Annotated in this window: 15 protein-coding genes; 1 reads left to right on the top strand and 14 read right to left on the bottom strand. The window is 71.6% G+C overall.

Annotated elements, in window-relative coordinates; all coding sequences use genetic code 11:
• Nucleotides 1-8 precede the first annotated feature (8 nt).
• Nucleotides 9-863, top strand: coding sequence for a LuxR family transcriptional regulator (locus AB0M03_RS18470; protein WP_363492611.1), 855 nt, complete (start codon nucleotides 9-11; stop codon nucleotides 861-863).
• 75 nt (nucleotides 864-938) lie between these two features.
• Here the strand turns inward: AB0M03_RS18470 and AB0M03_RS18465 are convergent, their stop codons facing one another.
• The 14 genes from AB0M03_RS18465 to AB0M03_RS18400 all read right to left on the bottom strand — a co-directional run bounded on the left by AB0M03_RS18465 (nucleotide 939) and on the right by AB0M03_RS18400 (nucleotide 19,057).
• The gene (locus tag AB0M03_RS18465) at nucleotides 939-2,207 is read right to left on the bottom strand and encodes a NikS protein (protein ID WP_363492610.1); all 1,269 of its coding nucleotides are present in this window, start codon (nucleotides 2,205-2,207) and stop codon (nucleotides 939-941) included.
• Between the two features lies 1 nt (nucleotide 2,208).
• Complete coding sequence (locus AB0M03_RS18460; protein WP_363492609.1) at nucleotides 2,209-2,994, bottom strand: hypothetical protein; 786 nt, start codon at nucleotides 2,992-2,994, stop codon at nucleotides 2,209-2,211.
• Nucleotides 2,991-5,495 (bottom strand): ATP-grasp domain-containing protein, encoded by a 2,505-nt coding sequence (locus tag AB0M03_RS18455; RefSeq protein ID WP_363492608.1) that lies wholly within the window; start codon nucleotides 5,493-5,495, stop codon nucleotides 2,991-2,993. Before AB0M03_RS18455 ends, AB0M03_RS18460 begins: the two co-directional genes overlap by 4 nt.
• The gene (gene epsC, locus AB0M03_RS18450) at nucleotides 5,488-6,129 is read right to left on the bottom strand and encodes a serine O-acetyltransferase EpsC (RefSeq protein WP_363492607.1); all 642 of its coding nucleotides are present in this window, start codon (nucleotides 6,127-6,129) and stop codon (nucleotides 5,488-5,490) included. Before epsC ends, AB0M03_RS18455 begins: the two co-directional genes overlap by 8 nt.
• The gene (locus AB0M03_RS18445) at nucleotides 6,126-7,394 is read right to left on the bottom strand and encodes an MFS transporter (RefSeq protein ID WP_363492606.1); all 1,269 of its coding nucleotides are present in this window, start codon (nucleotides 7,392-7,394) and stop codon (nucleotides 6,126-6,128) included. Before AB0M03_RS18445 ends, epsC begins: the two co-directional genes overlap by 4 nt.
• Nucleotides 7,391-8,341 carry a cysteine synthase family protein gene (locus AB0M03_RS18440; RefSeq protein ID WP_363492605.1) on the bottom strand — a complete coding sequence of 317 codons (951 nt, stop codon included), beginning with the start codon at nucleotides 8,339-8,341 and terminating at the stop codon, nucleotides 7,391-7,393. Before AB0M03_RS18440 ends, AB0M03_RS18445 begins: the two co-directional genes overlap by 4 nt.
• 22 nt (nucleotides 8,342-8,363) lie before the next feature.
• Nucleotides 8,364-9,593, bottom strand: coding sequence for an ATP-grasp domain-containing protein (locus AB0M03_RS18435; protein ID WP_363492604.1), 1,230 nt, complete (start codon nucleotides 9,591-9,593; stop codon nucleotides 8,364-8,366).
• Nucleotides 9,590-10,834 (bottom strand): MFS transporter, encoded by a 1,245-nt coding sequence (locus AB0M03_RS18430; protein ID WP_363492603.1) that lies wholly within the window; start codon nucleotides 10,832-10,834, stop codon nucleotides 9,590-9,592. The genes AB0M03_RS18435 and AB0M03_RS18430 overlap by 4 nt, the downstream gene beginning before the upstream one ends.
• Entirely contained in the window at nucleotides 10,831-13,416 is a 2,586-nt protein-coding gene (locus tag AB0M03_RS18425; protein WP_363492602.1) for an ATP-grasp domain-containing protein, read from the bottom strand. The genes AB0M03_RS18430 and AB0M03_RS18425 overlap by 4 nt, the downstream gene beginning before the upstream one ends.
• Before the next feature lie 68 nt (nucleotides 13,417-13,484).
• A complete protein-coding gene (locus AB0M03_RS18420) occupies nucleotides 13,485-14,105 on the bottom strand; it encodes a DsbA family protein (RefSeq protein WP_363492601.1) in 621 nt (206 codons plus the stop codon).
• Nucleotides 14,102-15,784, bottom strand: a complete 1,683-nt coding sequence (locus AB0M03_RS18415) for a class I adenylate-forming enzyme family protein (protein WP_363492600.1) — start codon at nucleotides 15,782-15,784, stop codon at nucleotides 14,102-14,104. The genes AB0M03_RS18420 and AB0M03_RS18415 overlap by 4 nt, the downstream gene beginning before the upstream one ends.
• A gap of 17 nt (nucleotides 15,785-15,801) precedes the next feature.
• Nucleotides 15,802-16,677, bottom strand: a complete 876-nt coding sequence (locus AB0M03_RS18410; protein WP_363492599.1) for a prephenate dehydrogenase — start codon at nucleotides 16,675-16,677, stop codon at nucleotides 15,802-15,804.
• Nucleotides 16,674-18,761, bottom strand: a complete 2,088-nt coding sequence (gene pabB, locus AB0M03_RS18405; protein ID WP_363492598.1) for an aminodeoxychorismate synthase component I — start codon at nucleotides 18,759-18,761, stop codon at nucleotides 16,674-16,676. The genes AB0M03_RS18410 and pabB overlap by 4 nt, the downstream gene beginning before the upstream one ends.
• Complete coding sequence (locus AB0M03_RS18400) at nucleotides 18,758-19,057, bottom strand: chorismate mutase family protein (RefSeq protein ID WP_363492597.1); 300 nt, start codon at nucleotides 19,055-19,057, stop codon at nucleotides 18,758-18,760. The genes pabB and AB0M03_RS18400 overlap by 4 nt, the downstream gene beginning before the upstream one ends.
• Nucleotides 19,058-19,362 lie beyond the last annotated feature (305 nt).

Genomic DNA, 19,362 nt, shown 5'->3' with positions numbered 1-19,362 from the left:
TCGAAGCCGTGGACGACGCCCTGGCGGCCACCCCGCCACAGGACGACCTCGGCTACCGCGAGACCCTCTTCATGATCGGCGAAGCGCTCGGCGATCTCTCCCGCGCGATCTCCGCCCAAGCCGAACGCAACCCCGTCCCCACCCGCCAGGCGATCGAACCGTCAGGTCCACGACAAGTAGCGGGCTTCGAAACCATCGAAGGATTACCTGAGATCAAGGACGCCATCCAGGAGGTGCTCGACGGTGTCACCTCCGAGATCCTCACCGCCCAGCCGGACGGGCCGCGCCCGGGCGTCGTCCTGGACGACGCGCTGACGGCCGTCCGCAAGCAGATCGCCGCCGGCGTCTCGATGCGCACGCTCTACCAGCACAGCACCCGGTTCGACGAGCCGACGAAGGAATACGTCAGGGCAGTCACCTCGCACGGCGCACAGGTCCGCACTCTGGCCGAGTTCTTCGAGCGGATGATTATCGTCGACCGGCGGACGGCGTTCATACCGGCAAATGCCTCGCGCACCGCGGCCCTGAAGATCACGCAACCGGCAGTGGTGCAGTTTCTGGCCGATATCTTCGACCGGGCCTGGGACCGGGCCGAGTCCTATCCGTTTCTGCCGGTCCGCGCCGCGGACGCGGCGCCGGAGGTCATTCCGGCCATCCGCGGTTCGATCCGGAAGCTGCTGATCGAAGGCAGGTCCGACAAGGAGATAGCCCGAAGACTGGGCCTGAGCCTGCGCTCCCTCCAGGCACACGTCGCGCGGCTCAAGGAGGAGTACGGGGCCGAGCACCGGCTACAGCTCGGCTATCTCATGGGGCTTCAGCAGCGCTGCGCCGGCAGCGCGGAAACCGGCAGCACGCTGTCCTGACCGTGGGGGCCGGGCAGCACGTACGGCCCGGCCGGCACCATCGCCGGCCGGGCCCACCTCCCGACGGAAGGCGCCTCAGACCGCCCCGCCGTCCGGCTCCAGCACCAACTCGCCCAGGAACCACTGCTCCAGGACGCGCAGCCGGCTCTCGCACTCCGCCCGGTCCGCCCCGGAGACCAGCGCGGTGACCAGGAAGTCGGAGGAGTAGGCAGCGGCCTGCATGGTCTGCCCCGGTGCGACGAAGACCTGGTACTTCTCGATCCAGGGAAAGGCCGGCGGCTCCTCGGGCACCGACACCACCCGGCCGGGTCGCTTCATCAGCACCAGCTGTCCCACCATCCGGCGCGGGGTCGGCTTCTCGGAGCCGAGCCACTCGGGCAGCGGCAGTCCCAGCTGCGCCCGCACCCAGGCCTCGCTGGGATCGACGGCGAACATGGTGCGGACGATGTCCCGGATGGCGGCGCCGCCCGTTCGGCATGCGATCTCGCACAGCACCAGCTCGTCCTCCGGGGTGTGGAAGAACTCCGCATGGAACGCGAAGTTCTCCGGGCCCGAAAGCGCTTCCAGCGTTCGTTCGGTGAACTCCAGCAAGCGGTGGGCGAGCGGGTCGTCCACGTCGAGTGTCAGGTCCAGCCGGCCGCCGGTGTCGGTCCGGAAGGACGACAGCGAGTACTGGTACTGCGAAGGCCAGGCCAGCACCGTCCGGCCGTCCACCACCAGCCCGTCCACATGGCACATCTTCCCGTGGACGAATGCCTCGGCCAGCAGGTTCGGCTGGTACGGCCCGTAGAGGTCGAAGCCGTCGGCCAGGTACTCGTCCAGTTCCTCGCGCGAGTCCAGGATGCGCAGGCCGACCGAGCCCGCGCTGTCCCGGGGCTTGAGCACCAGCGGAAAGCCGTACTGCTCGGCGAAGGCGATCAGCTCCGTCGCACACTCGAGTTCCAGGTAGGGCGCCACGGGCAGACCGGCCGCGGCGGCACGGCGCTTCATCACCGCCTTGTCGCGGAACGGGAGCACGGTGGCCATCCGCTGGCCGGGAAGCCCCAGGACGTCCCGCAGCTCGGCTGCCCGCTCGAGGTCCCGCTCCTGGCAGGCGACGATGTGCCTGATCCCGTACTCGCGCGCCCAGTCCAGCGCGAGGGCCTCCAGTTCACCACTGGTCTCGTAGCCGTCCACGGCCGCGGTACGGCGGTAGGCGCCGCCCTCGGCCGGCAACTCCTCCGCCACGAGCGCCAGGTGCTCGCGTGAGGTGATCAGCAGCACGTCACCCTCGTAGTCGGCCAGCCAGCCGTGGTACGGGGTGCCTTCCAGTGAACCCCGGTGGTGCAACACCAGAACGGTCATCTCAGACCACCTCCGCCGATTCCGGGTCCAGCCCCGCCTGCGCCCGCACCAGCACCCGCGCCGAGCGGGCCCCGGGATCGTAAGCGACGGTGTGCACCAGCCAGTCACCGTCCTTCGCCCGGACGGCCTCCACCGCGTACGGGTGGCCGGGGTCGGCGGGCAGCGCCGCCGGCAGCGCGTCGGTGACCCCCGGGCCCGGCCCGCGATGCCGCTCACCGACCGCGACCGGTTCGACGGTCAGACTCGGCACCACTGCGGGGTCGTCGGGCAGCAGACCGCCCGTCACCAGGGCGCGCAGCGCGACCTCGTCGGCGATCTCCGCGATCACCGACCGGTCCGGCCCCCGGCGCGGGCGGACCGCCAACGGGTAGCCCCAGCGGTGAGCCCACCAGTAGAGGTCGGCCACCCGCCGTACCTCCTCCCGAGGGGTCGCGCCGATTCCGGCCGTGGCCAGCAGATCGTCGAGCGCCACCGAGTCGGCCAGGGCCAGCGCCGTGTCCCGCGTCTGACCCGGCAGGCCGAGGTGGTCCCGCAGGCCACCGGCCCGCACCTGGTCCACCGGATCGAGCGCGATCACGGCCCGCACCCCACCGCGGCCCGCGACCTCCAGCACCGCGAGCTCCACTGCGGCGCTCTGCGCGTACCGTTCCACCACCCGGACCCCCGCGAAGCCCGGGTACTCCCCCGCGCGGCCGGTGACCAGCCACAGGTCCTGGCCCGAGTCCGCGAGCCAGGCGGGGCAGTCGGGCGCGTACCGACCGTCCTGGTCCAGCACGACGATGGTCATCGGGGCTCGTCCTCCATCCGCACCGTCAGTACGGTGTCGCGGAGCTGCTCGCAGAGCAGCACGGCCGCATCGGTGTCCGGGGCGGTGACGGCGAGCAGGCCGAGCCGGTCCCAGTTGTCCTGGATCGGGCGGATCACCGAGCCCACCCGGGCGGCCAGGTCGAAGGCGAGCACCGCCGGATGGGTACGCAGTTCGTCCACGCCGGTGATCTCGGCCACCCTGCCGGGCCGGCCGATCACGCCTCGGACGCAGCCCGCCGCCACCGGCTCCGGACGCTCCGTCAGCGGCTCCACCAGACCGAACGGCCAGGCCAGTGCGTAGCGGGTCAGGTCGATGCCGTACGCGGCCTGGACCAGGTCCGGGATGTGATCGCCGCCCAGACGGTTGTGGCCCTCGATGATCAGCGGCCCGCGCGAGCTGAGCCGCAGCTCGGTGTGGCCGGGACCGTCGGCGATGCCGATCGCGTCGAGGAACGCCGAGACGGCCTCGACGATGCGCGCCTCGTCCGCGGCCCCCAACCGCGCCGGCTGGGCGTGGCCGAGCTCCACGAAGTGCCGGCCGTCGGTGAGCTTCTCGGTGATCGCCACCACGACGTGGCGGCCGCCGAAGCTGAAGCTCTCGACGCTGAACTCGGGGCCGTCGATGTACTGTTCCATCAGGAACTCGGTGACGGTGTACAGGGTGGTGCCGCGGTCCATTCCGCTCTGCCGGACCGCGTCGATCCGCTCCCAGACCTCGTCCACGTCCTGCGGGCCGTCGACCTTGAACAGCGCGAAACCGGCTGTCAGGTCCACCGGCTTGACCACGAACGGGTAGCCGTGGGCCGCGCCGAAGGCCGTCATGCTCTCCCGGCCCGCCAGCGGCTCCGCGGCCACCGTGGGCGCCCCGACCGCCGCCAGGTGACGGCGCATCGCGAGCTTGTCGCGCAGCAGCCTGGCCGGCTCGAAGCCGGTGCCGCCCAGGCCGAACAGGTCGTTGACCCGGCCCGCGACCTCCAGCCCGGGCTCGGTCAGCGACAGTGCGGCGGAGAACTTCCAGATGGTGTGGGCGGCCCGGACGAGCGGCTCCAGCACGGACCAGTCGGTGTAGTCGGCGATGAGGGTGACGTCGGCCAGCTCGGCCTGCTCCGGCTGGAACTTCTCCTTGTGCTGGACGAGGATCACGTTCAGCCCGAGCTCCTTGGCGATCCGCACCGGCTCGGTGAGGTGGCCGATCAGCAGCAGCGTCCGCTCGGGCACCATCGGCGGGGTGGGGGCCGCGTGCACGGCGTTGAGGACGTCGGAGCCGGTCTCCACCCGGAGCAGCGTCTTCGTCTCGGCCGCCAGCCGCTCGGCCTCCTCGGCCGAGGCCGCCGCCACGATGACGTGGCCGTGCCGGGATCCCGAGTGCCGGGTGCGCGGCAGCACGTCGCCCTTGCCGAAGGGGAACCTGACGTCGTGCACGTACGGAAGGGCGGTGATGCGCTCCAGACCCTCCACCCGCGTGATCGCGCCCGGCCGGAACCCGAAGAACGAGATCGCGGCGGTCCGCTCGGCCGGGGTGGGCTCCACCTCGCGGCCCAGCAGGAGGTCGAAGATCGCGCCCTCGATGTCGAAGCCGCTCGCGATCCGGATCAGCGCGGGGATGCGGTCGCCGCCGAACCGGGCCTGGGACTCCACCACGCGCGGTCCGGAGGCGGTCAGGATGACCTCGGTGTGCGCCGGGCCGAACCGGTGCCCGGCCGCGTCGAGCACCGCGACGACCAGCTCCCCGATGGCCGCGACGTCGGCCTCGGGCAGCGGCGCCGGGTAGACGTGGCCGGTCTCCACGAAGGCCGGGGCCGGCGTCTTGCGCTTCGCGGTGATGCCGACCACCAGGTGGCGTCCCTCGCACGTCAGCGTCTCGACGCTGAACTCCGGACCCTCCAGGAACTCCTCGACCAGCACCGGCCCCCGGTACGAGAACCCGGCCAGCTCCTCCCGCCAGTCGTGGAGATCGGCCGGACCGTCCACCAGGCTCACCGCCGCGCTGCCCTGCAGGCGGGTCGGCTTCACCACGGCGGGAAGGCCGAACCCGGCCAGCACGTCCGCGACGTCGTCCGGCGTGCCGGCCACTGCCGTGCGAACGGGCGACAAACCGTGCTCCGCGAGCAGCTCGCGCAGCGCCGCCTTGTCGTTGAGCCGGCGGATCGCCTCCGGCGGGTTGAGGGCCAGCCCGAGGGCCTGCGCCTCCTCGGCAACGGCCACCATGGTGGCCTCCTCGCCGAAGTGCAGCACATGGGCCACGTCATGGGCGAGCGCGGTCTCCCGGACGAGGCGGCGCAGCGCCGGCTCGTCGGAGAAGTCCACCCACAGCATCTCCCTGGAGTTCTTCTCCACCTCCTGCAGGTAGGAGGCCGGCTGGAGCGTCGGGTCCCATATCGACCAGACCTCGAAGCCGAGAGCCACGGCCTTCTCGACGAACTGGGTGTACGGCTGCACCATCAGCAGCCGGTTGTTTCCGGGCACTGCGCGCTCAGTCACGGCGGGCCATCCCTTTCGCGGCGGGTGTGTCGGTGGTGGTCCGGGGGGCATCCCCGGCCGGCGGCGGGCTGTCGGCCGGGGCCGGCCAGCCGAGTGCCCGGCCGCCCTTGGGCACGTCGCTCATCACCAGGGCGGCCGCGCCGATCAGCGCGCCGTCGCCGACGGTGATCGGCCCGAGCAGGGTGGCGCCGGCGCCCACCGTGACGCCGTCGCCGAGCCGCGGATGGCGGCGCTCCCCGGCCGCCACCAGGTCACGGTCGTTCCACCAGCCCCGGGAGCCCAGCGTGACCTGGTGGAACAGTGAGACGTCGTCGCCGATCAGGGCGGTCTCGCCGATCACCGTGCCGCTGCCGTGGTCGATGAAGAAGCGCCGGCCGATGGTGGCGCCGGGGTGGATCTCGATGCCACCGGTGACCGCCTTGGCCAGGGTGGAGACCGCACGGGCCGAGCAGCGGCGGCCCCGGCGGTACAGCGCGTGGCTGATCCGGTGGCCTGCCAGCGCGAGGGCGGTCGGGTGGAGCAGGGCCTCGCTCCGGCTGTGGACCGACGGGTCGCGGGCCACCACGACGTCCAGCGTCTCGCGCGCGTCGCGCAGTGCGGCGCGCAGCCGGGGCAGCGACCCACGGGGTCTCATGCGACGGCCTCCGCCTTCGGCTCCGCGGTGGCCGCGCGGGCGTCCTGGACGCGGAACAGGAACCGGTACAGCTGGATCGCCGCCGCACCGAAACCGGCGTAGAGCAGGGCCATCACCCAGGAGTCCACGACCGAGCCGAGGATCACCGACAGTGAGCCGACCAGGTAGCCGAGCCGGACGTGGAGCCCGTAGGCGGCCATGTACTTGGTCCGGGCGTCGGCGGGCACCAGGTCGGCCACGAGCGCCTGGTTGACCGGCTGGTTCATCAGTTCCCCGAGGGTCACCACGAAGGCCGCCACGATCAGCAGCCACGCGTTGTCGCTGACCGCCCAGGCCATGTAGCCGGCGGTGAAGATCACCACGCCGGCCACCAGCCGCAGCCGGTCGCGCAGCCTTCCGAGCACCTTGCCGACCCAGAGCCCGCACACCACGACCAGCAGGGTGTTGATCGCCCGCAGGATGCCCAGCACGTTGACGCCGTCGACGGTCACCCCCCAGGAGCCGATCGACAGCAGCTGCTGCTCGGGGAAGTCGGAGCCGAGCCGCACCGCGATGTAGGAGGAGATCTGGACCTCGACGCACCAGACCAGCAGGGCGGCCACGATCAGCCGCAGGAAGACCCGGTCCCGGGCCACCGAGAGGTAGCCGAGCAGCGCCGACTTGACGCCCCGCGGGTTCTGCGCGGCCTCCGCCGGCGCGGTCTCGGAGAGCGCGAGGAAGGTCACCAGGAAGATGCCGCCGGTCGCGACCGCGGCGGCGGTCAGCAGCTGGAAGAAGTAGCCGTCGTAGAAGAAGCCGCCGACCAGCGAGCCGAGCATGAAGGCGACGTTGATCACCCAGTAGTTGATCGTGTAGACGGCGGTCCGGCTCTCCGGGGTGGAGACGTCCACGATCATCGCCTCGTTGGCGGGCAGGGCTATTCCCGCCGAACAGGTGGCGGTCAGGTAGAGCCCGTAGGTCAGCGGACCGGAGTGCACCAGGGGCGAGTTGACCAGAGCCAGGCCGACGTACGAGAGGCAGACGCCGATCTCACCGGCCATCAGGACCCTTCGGCGGCCGTAGACGTCCGAGAGGTGCCCGCCGACCAGGTTGCACGCCACCGTCGCCACCGCGACCACCAGCGTCATCAGGCCCGCGGTCGCCGCCCCGTAGAGGCGGGAGAAGTGGATGACCATCAGCGGCACGAGCATGATGTCGAAGAACCGCTGGAAGAAGCCGACGCCTATGCGCAGCTTGAGATTGCGGTGCAGCTCGCGGAAGTTCACGCGTCCCCCTCCTCGGTCGGCCACCAGCTGAGGTAGCGCTCGCCGCTGTCCGGGAAGACGGTGACGACCGTGGCGCCGGAGAGGTCCCGCCGACGGGCGAGCTCCAGGCAGCCGTACGCGGCGGCGCCGGCGGAGACCCCGACCAGCAGGCCGGTGGAGGCCGCCAGGGCGCGGGTGGTAGCGGCGGCGTTCGCGTCGGACACCACGACCACCTCGTCGATGCAGTCGACGTCGGTGACCGGGCTGATGAAGCCGCCGTTGAGGCCGGGTATCCGGTGCGGTCCGGCGCAGCCGCCGGACAGCAGCGGCGAGCCCTCCGGCTCCACCGCGACGACGTGCAGCGCGGGGTTGCGCTCCCGGAGGTGGTGGGCGATGCCGGTGATGGTGCCGCCGGTGCCGACACCGCAGACCAGGACGTCCACCCTGCCCCCGGTGTCGCGCCAGATCTCCGGACCGGTGGTCTCGTAGTGGGCACGGACGTTGGCCGGGTTCTCGTGCTGCCGGGCGTACCACGAGCCCGGGATGTCCGCGTGCCGCTTCTCGGCGAGCTCGACGCAGCCGGCGAAGCCGAGCGCCGGGTCGGTGAACTCGACCTCGGCGCCGAGCATCCGCAGCGTCAGGATCCTCTCCCGGGAGGCGTTCTCGGGCATCACGATCAGGCACGGGTGGTTGCGCGCGGCGGCCAGCGCTGCCAGGGCGATGCCGGTGTTGCCCGAGGTGGCCTCGATCACGGTGGCCCCGGGTGTCAGCTCGCCGGCCTCCTCTGCCGCCCGGATCATGTGGAGGGCAGCCCGGTCCTTGATGCTGGACAGCGGGTTGGCCGCCTCCAGCTTGGCCAGGACGGTCACGTCCGGCGGCAGCCCGTCCAGGGCCAGGCGCAGCAGAGGGGTGTTGCCGACCAGGTCCTCGAACGAGGCGGCCACCCCAGCGGCCAGTCGGTTGGTCATCGCGGTTTCCTCGGACTCGGTGCTACTCGGCGGTGTTCTGCTCGGTGCTGGTGTTTCCCACGGTGATCCGGAGCGTCTCCCTGACGTGCTTCAGCGCGTCCTCCCGCTCGGTCGGGGAGGCGGCGTTGACCAGCACGTGCCCCATCCGCTGCGAGGAGGAGGTCAGGGGGCGGACGAGGTCGCCGGGCCGCTTGCGCAGCCGCACCCGGACGACCGAGGGATGGGCCGACGCATCGTCAACTCCCTCGATGGACTTGATCGTACCGGGATCGGTGATCGGGAAGTGGGTGGCCGACCAGGAAACCGGCGATGTGCGGACCAGTTCGTCGACCGGCAGTCCGAGCGCCAGCCGGACCACCGCCTCGTACAGGTCGAAGCCGTAGCTGAGGCTGATGGCGTCGGGCAGGTAGTCGCCCGGGGTGCGCACGGCGATCTCCATCAGCGCCGGCCCGCGCCGGCCGACCTTGAACTCCAGGTGCACCAGTCCGGTCCGCATGCCGATCGCGGCCAGTACGCCGTAAGTCAGCTTCCGTACCTGCTGGGCGAGTTCGGCGTCGTCGAACCGGTGCCCCGGGCGGTGCGTCAGCTCGACGAAGTACGGCGGGAGCGTGGTCTCCTTGGCGGTGACGTTCTCGAACAGCACCTCGCCGTCGCGGACCAGCGCCTCCCAGCTGTACTCCGGCCCCTCGACGGCCTCCTCGACCAGCACCTTGCCCTCGGCCGATCGGCGGGCGACGATGTCGTCCGCCTCGGCGGCCGTCCGGACCAGCTCGACCCCCTCGCTGCCGGCCAGGGTGAGCGGCTTGACCACCACGGGCAGCCGCTCCAGCATCCACTCCCGTGCCTCGGCGAGGTCCGACACCAGCAGGTGTTCGGGCTGCGCGATGCCCTGGGCCGCGAAGGTGGCGCGCTGCAACGCCTTGTTGCGCGAGACCACCGCCGCGTGCAGCGACGGGCCCGGGAGTCCGAGCCGCTCCTGGACCAACGCCCCGGCCATGACCTGTGGTTCGGCGAACGAGATCACGCCGTCCGGCACCCGTTCGGCGACCGCCGCGGCGACCGCCCCGGCCCAGGCCTCCTCCTCGTGGCCGTCGACCCGGTAGAACGTCTCGGCGAGGTCGGTCGGCCGGCTGTCCCAGGCGGCCGCGGACTCCACGGCCCGCACCCGGAGGCCGAGCCTGGCCGCCGCGTCCAGGTAGGGCCGGCCCATCGTGCCGACGCCGACCACCAGCAGGTCCTTGGGAGTGTTCATGAGGCTACCTCTTCGGCGGGGACGGGCACGGGCTGCAGCATGCGGGTGACAGGGGTGACCAGGAGTCCGGCGAGGCCGAAGACCGCCGCCAGCGCGACCCAGCCGAGGGGTCCGGCGGCGATCACCGCGGAGGTGATCAGGGCCGGACCGGTGATCCGCTGGCCGGTACCGCCCAGGCTGAACACCGACAGGTAGACGCCCTTGCGGTCCTCGGGGGCGAAGTCGTAGCTCAGCTCCCAGCCTCCGACGGCCTGCCACATCTCGCCGAAGGTGAGCAACAGGACGGCGAGCAGCAGGACGGCTCCCGCGACCGGCGCCGACGTCGGGGCGTCGGAGAGGGCGAGGGCGAGGCAGCAGGCGGTCAGCGCGAACCCGCTGAGCCGCAGCGTGCGCTCGGCGCCACCCGCTCGGTCGACCATCCGGGAGATCGGGACCTGAAGCACGATCGACAGCACGGTGTTGACCAGGACCAGCACCGGCAGGAACCCGGCCGGCACGGCGGTGGCCTCGATCGCCCACAGCGAGATGCCGACCGACAGGATCGTGGTGTGCAGGTTCAGCACCCCGTTGAGGGCGGTCAGCAGCAGGTACCGCCAGTCGCGGAAGTCCCGCAGCGCGGTCAGCGGTGCCACCTTCTTCTGGACGGCGGCCTCGGTGGCGGTGCGGATCCGGGTGAGCAGGCCCGCCGACAGTACGAACGCCGCCGCGGTGCCGAGCACGATGCCCCGGTACGCCCAGACGCTGTCGGCGGCCAGCAGCGGCGCGGCCAGCAGCGCACCCAGCGAGAAGCCGACGTTGCGTACCGTGCGCACGATGGCCATGGTCCGGGTGCGGTCGGTTCCCTCGGTGGTGGCGGAGGCCACCGCCTGGGTCATCGGCTGGGTCGCGGCCTCTGCCGCCGCCAAACAGCAGGAGACCGCGACGAAGCCGACCATGCCGTGTGCGAAGGCCAGCGCGACGAACCCCCCGGCCCGCCAGAGCTGGAGGACGATCAGGGTGGGCTTGGCGCCGAACCGGTCGGCCAGCGCGCCGATCGGAACCGTGGTGAGGAAGCCGACCACACCCGACACCGCGAGTGCGAGGCCCACCTGAGCGGTCGTCAGGCCCACCGAGCGGACGAAGAACACCGCCGAGCCGGCCAGGTAGAGGCCGGTGCCGATGGCGTTGATCAGCGAGGTCACGGCGAAGGAACGGCCGGCGGCGGTGGCCGGTACGTAGTCCTTCGCCGAGGGCAGCCTCACTTCTCGCTCCCGGCGGTGCGCACGTCGATCAGCGACAGGGCGTGCTCCGCGTGGCGGCCCGCCTCGGCGGCGTCCGCGCCGGTGGCGACGAGCAGCCCGGCGCGGTCCCAGGAGCTGGTCGTGGTGCGGACGACGCTGCCCGGCGCGACCGACAGGTGCAGCTCGTGGACGCCCGGCGCGGCCTGTGCCTCGTCGACCCCCGTGACGGCCTCCACCACGCCCGGTCGGGCGACCAGGAAGCGCACCGCTGCGGCGCGCTTCGCGGGCAGCGCGGCGACCGGACCGGTGCCGGTCAGGACGTGCAGCAGGTTCCCCAGGATGTCGGTGTCGTAGGAGAGGTCGATCAGGATGGTGATTCCGCCACCGGGGAGCCGGCCTGCGCACTCGACCAGGTGCGGTTCGCCGTCGACGAGGATCCACTCCGAGTGCAGTATCCCGGAGCGGAAGCCGACGGCCCGGGCCAGCCCGGCGATCGCGTGGCGCAGCGCGTCCGCGGTCCGTTGCGGCAGGTCGGCCGGCAGCGTGTGACCGGTCTCGACCGGGTGGCCGGTGTCCTGCACCAGCTTGGCGGTGACGTTGGTGAAACCGACCTCACCGTCGTGGACCACGGCCTCGACGCTCACCTCGGGGCCGCGCAGCCGCTGTTCCACCAGGAACCGGGCGGTGTCGGCGTACTGCGCGCGCAGGGCCGGCTCGTCCGCCGCGGTGGTGTGCTCCCAGGCCGCGGCGACGTCGTCCTGCGGACCGAGCAGCTGCACCCCCAGGCTCGCCTGGCGGTTGGCCGGCTTGAGCACGCACTCGCCGCCGTGCGCGGCGCGGAAGGCGGCGACCTCCTCGGGGCTCGTCACCACCGTCCAGTCGGGCTGGGCGATGCCGCTGCCGGCCAGGGCGGCGCGCAGCTCGCCCTTGTCGCGCAGCACCCGGGCCGCGGCCAGGCCCGCGCCGGGAAGCCCCCAGGCCTCGGCGAGCGCGGCGGCCACCACCACCCCGTACTCGACCACGGGCACCACGGCGCGCACCCCGGCCGGGCGCGGCACGGCCTCGATGATCCGGTGCGGGTTGGCCTCGTCCTGGCTGGGCACGGGGAACAGCGCGGCGACGCAGGGGTGGCGCTCGGCCAGGGCGGTGATGCCGCGGGCGTCGATGACGGCCGGCTCCTCCAGGACGAGGACCGAGCCGGCCGGCAGCTGCCCGTCCAGCTTCGCCAGCATGACCGGGCTGTAGCCGACCAGGACGTGGGTCACGCTCTCCGGTATCGAGGGGACGGTGTGGACGGTGACGGCGCGCCGCACCCGGCCCTCCAGCTCGTCCAGCTCGGCCACGGTGGGGGCGTCGATGAAGAAGGAGACCGCCCGGTCCTCGGAGCTGCGCAGCGGGCCGAGCTCGGTGCCGCGCTCGTGGTGCACCAGCACGCCGCGCAGGGTGGGCGGGTCGGCGGGCGCGGCCGGTCCGACGGCGGGCCACAGGCCGCTCTCACCGACCCACACCGGCTCCACGTCGAAGCCCTGCACCCGGACGTCGGCCAGGATGCCCGGCACGTGCTCCAGGTAGACCTGCCGGGCGACCCGGGCGGGCTGCGGGTAGCGGGCCGGTTCGCCCAGCGCGATCTGCACGATCGCCGGCTCCAGCGGCGCGCCGGTGGCGAGCTCGTACAGGGTGCACAGCCCGTCGCCCGGGGTGCGGGCGGCGACCTCCATCAGGAACGCCCGGCCGTCGGCGTCGATCCGCCACTCGGCGTGGGCGATGCCGTCCTGGAAGCCGAGCGCCTCCAGCATCCGCCGGTTGGCGTCCAGCAGCGGGCCGTCCGCCTCCGGCCGGTCGCTGGGGACGGTGTGCGAGAGCTCGACGAACGTGCGGGCGTGGGAGTCGGTGGTCGACTTGCGGGTGACCGAGGAGAAGATGATCCGGCCGTCCTGCACCAGACTCTCGACGGAGTACTCCTGGCCCACGACCTTCTCCTCGACGAGGACGGTCTCGTGGGCGGGGTAGGACCCCAGCAGGGTCAGCAGCGCGGCGCGGTCCTCGACCGTCTCCACACCCGAACTCGAGTGCCGGCTGGCGGGCTTGACGACGACCGGGTAGCGGACTTCGTCCGGGTCGAAGGCGCCGCGCTCGTCGGCGGGGACGGTGACCGACACCGGGCTGAACTCCGGCAGGTACCAGCGCTGCAGGTACTTGCTGCGGCAGACCCGGGTGGCCCGCAGACCCGGGGTGCGCAGTCCCAGTGCATCGGTGAGCAGGCCGGTCGGCTCCACCTGGGTCTCACCGACCGCGTAGGCGCCGACGATGTTGTAGTTCTCGCGCCAGCGGCGGGCGGCCGAGACCACGCCGGGCAGGTACGAGTTGTCGCGGCTGACGTCGCCGTCCACGAACGCGACCTCGTCGATCACGTACGCCGGGTGGCCGGGGTCCTTGGCGGCCGCCAGCGCGTCGTCGCGCCAGTAGGAGGGGGTGATCAGCAGGATCTTGAGGCCGCGGCGGGCCAACTCCTCCAGGTAGAGCGGCGCTCGGCAGACCACCAGGAACGACCCGGTGAGTACGAAGGCGTCCGGCCGCTGCCCGGGAGCCGTCTGAGTGTCCATCTGTGTGTGTCCGTCCGTCCGCATGGGTGCGGACCGCTCCCGCCGGGGAGCGGTCCGCAGGGGGTGACTCAGTCGAAGTTGAGCTTTCCGGTACGGGTGCGCTTCAGTTCGAAGAAGTCCGGGAAGTTGGCCAGGGCGCGCGCGCCGTCGAAGATGCGCGCCGCCTCCTCGCCCCTGGGGATCGAGTTGAGCACCGGACCGAAGAAGGCCACCCCGTCGATGTGGATGGTCGGCGTGCCGACGTCCTCACCGACCGGGTCCATGCCCTCGTGGTGGCTCTTGCGCAGCGCGTCGTCCCACTCGTCGGTGTCCGCGGCGGCGAGCAGCTCCGCGGGCAGTCCGACCTCGGCGAGCGCCTCGGCGGCGACGACCGGGAAGTCCTTGTTGCCGCCGTTGTGGATGCGGGTGCCCATGGCCTCGTACAGCGCCGGGAGCACCTCCTCGCCGTGCTGCAGCGCCGCCGCGGTGCAGATCCGGGTGAGCGCGATCGACCGGTCGACCAGATCGCGGTACCAGTCCGGGAGTTCACGGTTCTCGTTGAGCACGTACAGGCTCATCACCCGGAAGTTGAGGTCGAGGTCCCGGTGCTTCTGGACCTCGACTATCCAACGGGAGGTGATCCAGGCGAAGGGGCATGCCGGGTCGAAGTAGAAGTCGACCTTGGCGGGCTGGGCAGCGCTTGTCGTCACGCGGCGTCTCCGGTCTGAACGGCGGCGAAGGACTTGCCCTGCGCCGACTGACGGTACTCGGACAGGGAAGCGTACTTCTCACGGAGCTGTCGCTTCAGCACCTTTCCGGTGACTCCCACCGGGAAGTCCGCGTCCGAGGTCGCGATCTCCAGGAATCCGAGCTCCGGGTGCCCGGCGGCCTTGAGCACCTCGTTCGCCTTGACCAGCAGCTTCTCGGGCTCGGCGGCGACGGCGGCGGTGACCACGGCGACCGGCACCACGGTGTCGCCGTCCCGGCCGGCGACCACCGCGACGTCGTCGACCTCGGGCACCCCGAGCAGCATGACCTCCTCCATGAAGACCGAGTAACCGGTCCCGTAGGTGGTGTGGATGGCGTCCACCGCGCGGTCCACCAGGAAGAAGTCGCCGTTGGCGTCCTCGTAGGCCATGTCGCCGGGCAGCCAGAAGCCGGCGAGCTTGAAGGTGTAGGTGGTGGCGGAGTCGCCCCAGTAACCCGGGGTGACCGCCGGGCCCTTGGCGGCGAGATAGCCGATCTCGCCCACGTCGGCGCGGCTGCCGTCCTTGCGCAGGATGGCCACCTCGGCCACGCCGACCGGCTTGCCGGCGCACCGGTCGTTGCGCTCGCTCTCCAGGGTGTGGATCTGCAGCAGGCAGCCCCAGCCGAGCTCGGTGGTGCCGAGGCGGTCGTAGAAGGCGGACGGCGCGAGGCCCTCGCTGCGCTGCGACAGCACCTTGTTGATGTGCGCCTTGTGCACCGCGTCGCCGATGGAGATCCACACGTGCACCGAGTCGAGCTGACCCGGCTTCAGGTCGGCGGCGGCCAGCTCGGCGTAGCCGTGCGCGAAGGACATCACCGAGGTCGGCTTGTACTTCTCCACCGCGGCGGCCAGCTCGTCGCCCTTGCGGTCGCTCAGCGCGACGATCGGGGTACCGCCGAGCACCGCGTACACCGTGTACGCGACGCAGCCGAGGTGGGACTGCGGCAGCGCCGTCATCATCAGCGCGCCGGGCACCTCCTTGTGGTCCACCAGGCGGAACTTGGGGCCGGCCACGATGGTGCTGTGGGTGTGGATGGTCGGCTTCGGGCGGCCGGTGGTCCCGGAGGAGTGCAGGATCGCCACCGGGTCGTCCGAGTGGTGGTTCCAGTAGTCTCCCTCGGCGAGCTGCGCGGCCTTGGGCGCCGGCAGCTCCTCCACCACGCGGGTCCAGGTGATGCTGGTCAGACCCTCGATCTCGGCGCCGAGCAGCTCCAGGCGGGCACGGTCGGTGTAGAGGCCGACCGGGGCGGTCTGCTCCAGCAGCGACTGGGCGATCGTCTGCGAGGCGTTGCTGTTGATCAGCACCGCGATCGCGCCGATCTGGGCGAGCGCGTAGAAGTGCACCGAATAGGCGAACGAGTCCTCGAACCAGACCGCGACCCGGTCGCGCGGCTGCACGCCCTGCTCCAGGTAGAACACCGACCAGCTCTGGGCGAGTTCGTCGATCTCGTTGAGGCTGAGGTCGTGCTTCGACTCGCCCGAGGCGATGGTGACCGGCCGGTAGGAGTGGACGAACGGCAGGTCGGGGCGAGGGTTGGTGGCGATGGCCGAGCGCAGCAGGTTGCCACCGCCCACCGTGGTGTCGGCGGCGAGCCGCTCACGCTGCTCCGGCGTCAGGACAGTCTCGGCGAACGTCGACATGTGGGGCACCTTCCTTGTCAGAGGGATGTGAACATCTGTGCACAGCGGTCGCGGTAGTGCGGGGCGTGCTCGCCGAGGTGCCCGCGGATCTCCGCCAGCACGGCGGCGAACTCGGCCTCGGAGCCGCGTTCCACGCAGTCGGCCACCCGGCGGACGCCGTCGGCCAGTTCCTTGCGCACCGCCGCTGCCTCGGGGTTGGCGGCCTGGACGTCCCAGTAGACCTCCGGGGTGCCGCCGGCGATCCGGGCGAGCAGCGCGAGCAGTGCGTTGTGCGGCGGCGGGGCGATCTCACGGATCTCCCCGATGTCGGCACCGAGTCGGGCGAGGGCCAGCCCGAAGCCGAGCACTGCGGCGTGGGTGAGCGCCTGGGTGGCGCCGGCCAGCCGGTCGTGCTCAGCCGCGTCGAGCCGCACCACCCGGGCGCCCCAGCTCTCGACCAGTGCCAGCAGGTCGCCGACCCGCGGCCCGTCGTTGACCACGACGGCCGCCACCGGTCGGCCCTCGAAGCCGAGCGCCGGGGCGAACATCGGGTTGAGGCCGACCGCCTGCACCGAGGGAGCGTGGGCCCGTACGGCCGCGGTGATCGGCTGCTTGACCGAAAGCGTGTCCACCAGCAGGGCGTCCGGGCGCAGCACCTCGGCGAGCCCCGGGACGGCGGCGAGCGCGACCGCGTCGGGCACCGCGAGCACCACGAGGTCGGCGTGGCCGAGGTCGGCCGCCAGGCGGAATCCGATGTCCGTGGCGTCGCCGCGCACGTAGTGGACCCCGGGCAGCTCCGGGCCCTGCTCGGCGGTGTCGACCACCGCGACCCGGACGCCGCCCGCCAGCAGCCGCTCGACGAACAGCCGGCCCACCGCGCCGGCACCACCGATCACCACGCAGCGGCGGATCACCGACTGCCTCCCGCGGGTTCCAGGGCGGTGGCGAGGACGGCGGAGATCACGGCCCTCGACTTCACGGCCGTCTCCGTGTACTCCTCATCGGGGTCCGAAAGGGCGATGATCGCGCCGCCGACACCGAAACTGACGCGGTCCTCGGTCGCCACCAGGGTGCGGATCACGATGTTCAGGTCCGCCGCACCGCTCAGCGAGAACCACCCGATGGACCCGGAGTACACGCCGCGCGCCCCCTCCTCCAGCCGGTCGATGATCTCCATCGTCCGGAGCTTGGGCGCTCCGGTCATCGAACCGCCGGGGAAGGCCGCACGCACACAGGAGACCGCCGACTCCTCGGCCCGCAGGGTGCCGCGGATGGTGGAGACCAACTGGTGCACGGGCGCGTACGTCTCGACGTCGAACAGCTTGGGCACGTGCACCGAGCCGACCTCGCAGACCACGTTGAGGTCGTTGCGGATCAGGTCCACGATCATCAGGTTCTCGGCGCGGTCCTTCTCCTGGGAGAGCAGGTCCTGCCGCAGCGCCGCGTCCTCGGCAGGGGTCGCGCCGCGCGGTCGGGTGCCCTTGATCGGCTTGGACTCGGCCACCCGGTCGGTGCCGATGGTCATGAACCGCTCCGGCGAGGCACTCAGCACCGCCACCCCGGGGAAGTCCAGCAGGGCGCCGTACGGCACCGGCGAGATCTTCCGGAGGTGGGCATAGGTGCGCAGCGGGTCGACGGTCGCGCGCAGGGTGACGGTGTTGGTCAGGCACACCTCGTAGGTCTCGCCGTTGCGGATCTCCTCCAGGCTCTCGGCGATCCGGGCGAGGTACGCCTCCTTGTCGTGCCGCTGCTCGACGATCGGCTCGGCCTCGGGGTCGGTCATGCCGATCCCGGCGAAGCGCACCTCCGCACCGTTCGACTCACCGCCGGCCCGGGGCAGCGCCAGCACGGCGGCCTCGGTCCGGTCGAGCCACTCGACGGCCGCCGACCGGTCGTCACCCTCGGACAGCGCCAGGAGGTAGGCGGCGCCCTCGGTGTGGTCGATCGCGAGCATCCGGTCGGCGAACAGCAGCGCGGCGTCGGGCGTCTCCGCCTTGTGCGCGGCATGGGCACCCGCGTCGGCCTTCAACTCGTAGCCGAGGTAGCCGACGTAGCCGAGGTTGAACGCGAACGGCAGGCCCTCCGGCTGGGGGACGGCGCGCACCCGGAGCTGCTCCTCGAGGTAGTCGAAGAAGCTCTGCTGGACGAGCTCGTCATCGTTGCCGGGGCTGCCGGGCCTGGCGATCCGGACGGTGCCGTCCTGAACCAGGTACGTCACGTACTCCGCCAGCGGGCCGGAGCCGTCGCCCAGGAAGCTGAAACGGGACAGGCCGTCGATGACGCTGCTGCTGTCCAGCCAGAACGCGTGGCTACGGCCGGCGAACAGGCTGCGGTACGCGCTCTCGCCGTCCGGCTCGACGGCCAGCCGACGCACGTGCACGGTGTAGCGCCGTTCCCGCTGCCGCTCGGCCCGCCGCTCGGCGTGGTACGCCATCGCCAGGTCACGGAAGTTGGCGAGCAGCTCCCGGCCGTACTCGCTGCTGATGGACTCCGGGTGGAACTGGACACCCCAGATCGGCCGGGTACGGTGGCGCACGCCCATGACCACGCCGTCCTCGGTCCAGGCGATCTCCTCCAGCTCCTCGGGCAGTCGGCCCGCCGCCAGCGAGTGGTACCGCACCACGTCGTACGGGCTCGGCAGGCCCGCGAAGATGTCGGCGCCGGTGTGGTGCACCGGCCAGATCCGGCCGTGCATCGGCTCCGGCGCGTGGACGACCTCGCCGCCGAAGAGGTGGCAGATGCCCTGGTGACCGAGGCACACGCCGAGCACCGGGAGACCGCTCTCCAGAATCGCTCGCCGGCTGATGCCGAAGTCCCTCTCCCGGTCGGGCCGGCCGGGCCCGGGCGAGATCACGATCGCGTCGAAGTCGTCGAAGCGCAGCTCCGACCAGTCGGAGCCGTTCTTCACCACCACCGGCGGGCGGCCGTTGGTCTCGCCGAGCAGCTGGTAGAGGTTGTACGTGAAGGAGTCGTAGTTGTCGATCAGCAGCGTTCTCACGGCGCGCTCCCGATGACCATGTCCTCCACCCGGCAGGTCTCCTCGATGATCAGGTCGTAGAGCGCGCGCAGGAAGTCCTGGCTGATGCCGTGCTCCTCGCCGAACCGGGCGGCACGGTCCTGAACAATCCTGATCCGGTGAGGCTGCATCATCTGGACATCGTGCTCACGCTTGAAGTGCGCGATTTCCACACAGGTCTCGATGCGCGCCCGCAGCTCCTCAAGAAAACGTTCGTCAATGCTGTCGAGCCTCGCCCGAAGCACCTCGAGACCATCTGCAGCCGGTTTTTCCGGCATGGGCTTTCCTCCCCTGCCCGTCGCTTTTCCGAAAGCGCCGGAAAACGGCGTCGATCGGTGCCCCACTCATGCCCTGTACTCTGCCGTCCGGCCCTCGCGGTTGCCATGCCCGAGATGGTTCGGAACAGCGCAGTGCGCGAAATGCCATGGTGCCAAATCGGGCAAATGCTGACACATCACCTGCTCTTCGAGCTGTTTTGCGGGTCGACCGGAGCGCCACCAGCATGAATCGGTCATGTCAATTCGGTCGGGAGCCGCAACCGCCGAGCCGCTTTACGACGCCTCCTCCCTGGTCACTTGCCAAA

Origin of the sequence: Kitasatospora sp. NPDC051914 (assembly GCF_040680995.1) — a bacterium.
Lineage (GTDB): Bacteria > Actinomycetota > Actinomycetes > Streptomycetales > Streptomycetaceae > Kitasatospora.
Note: the sequence above shows the minus strand (reverse complement) of the source record. Positions and strands in the feature narration are given on the sequence as shown.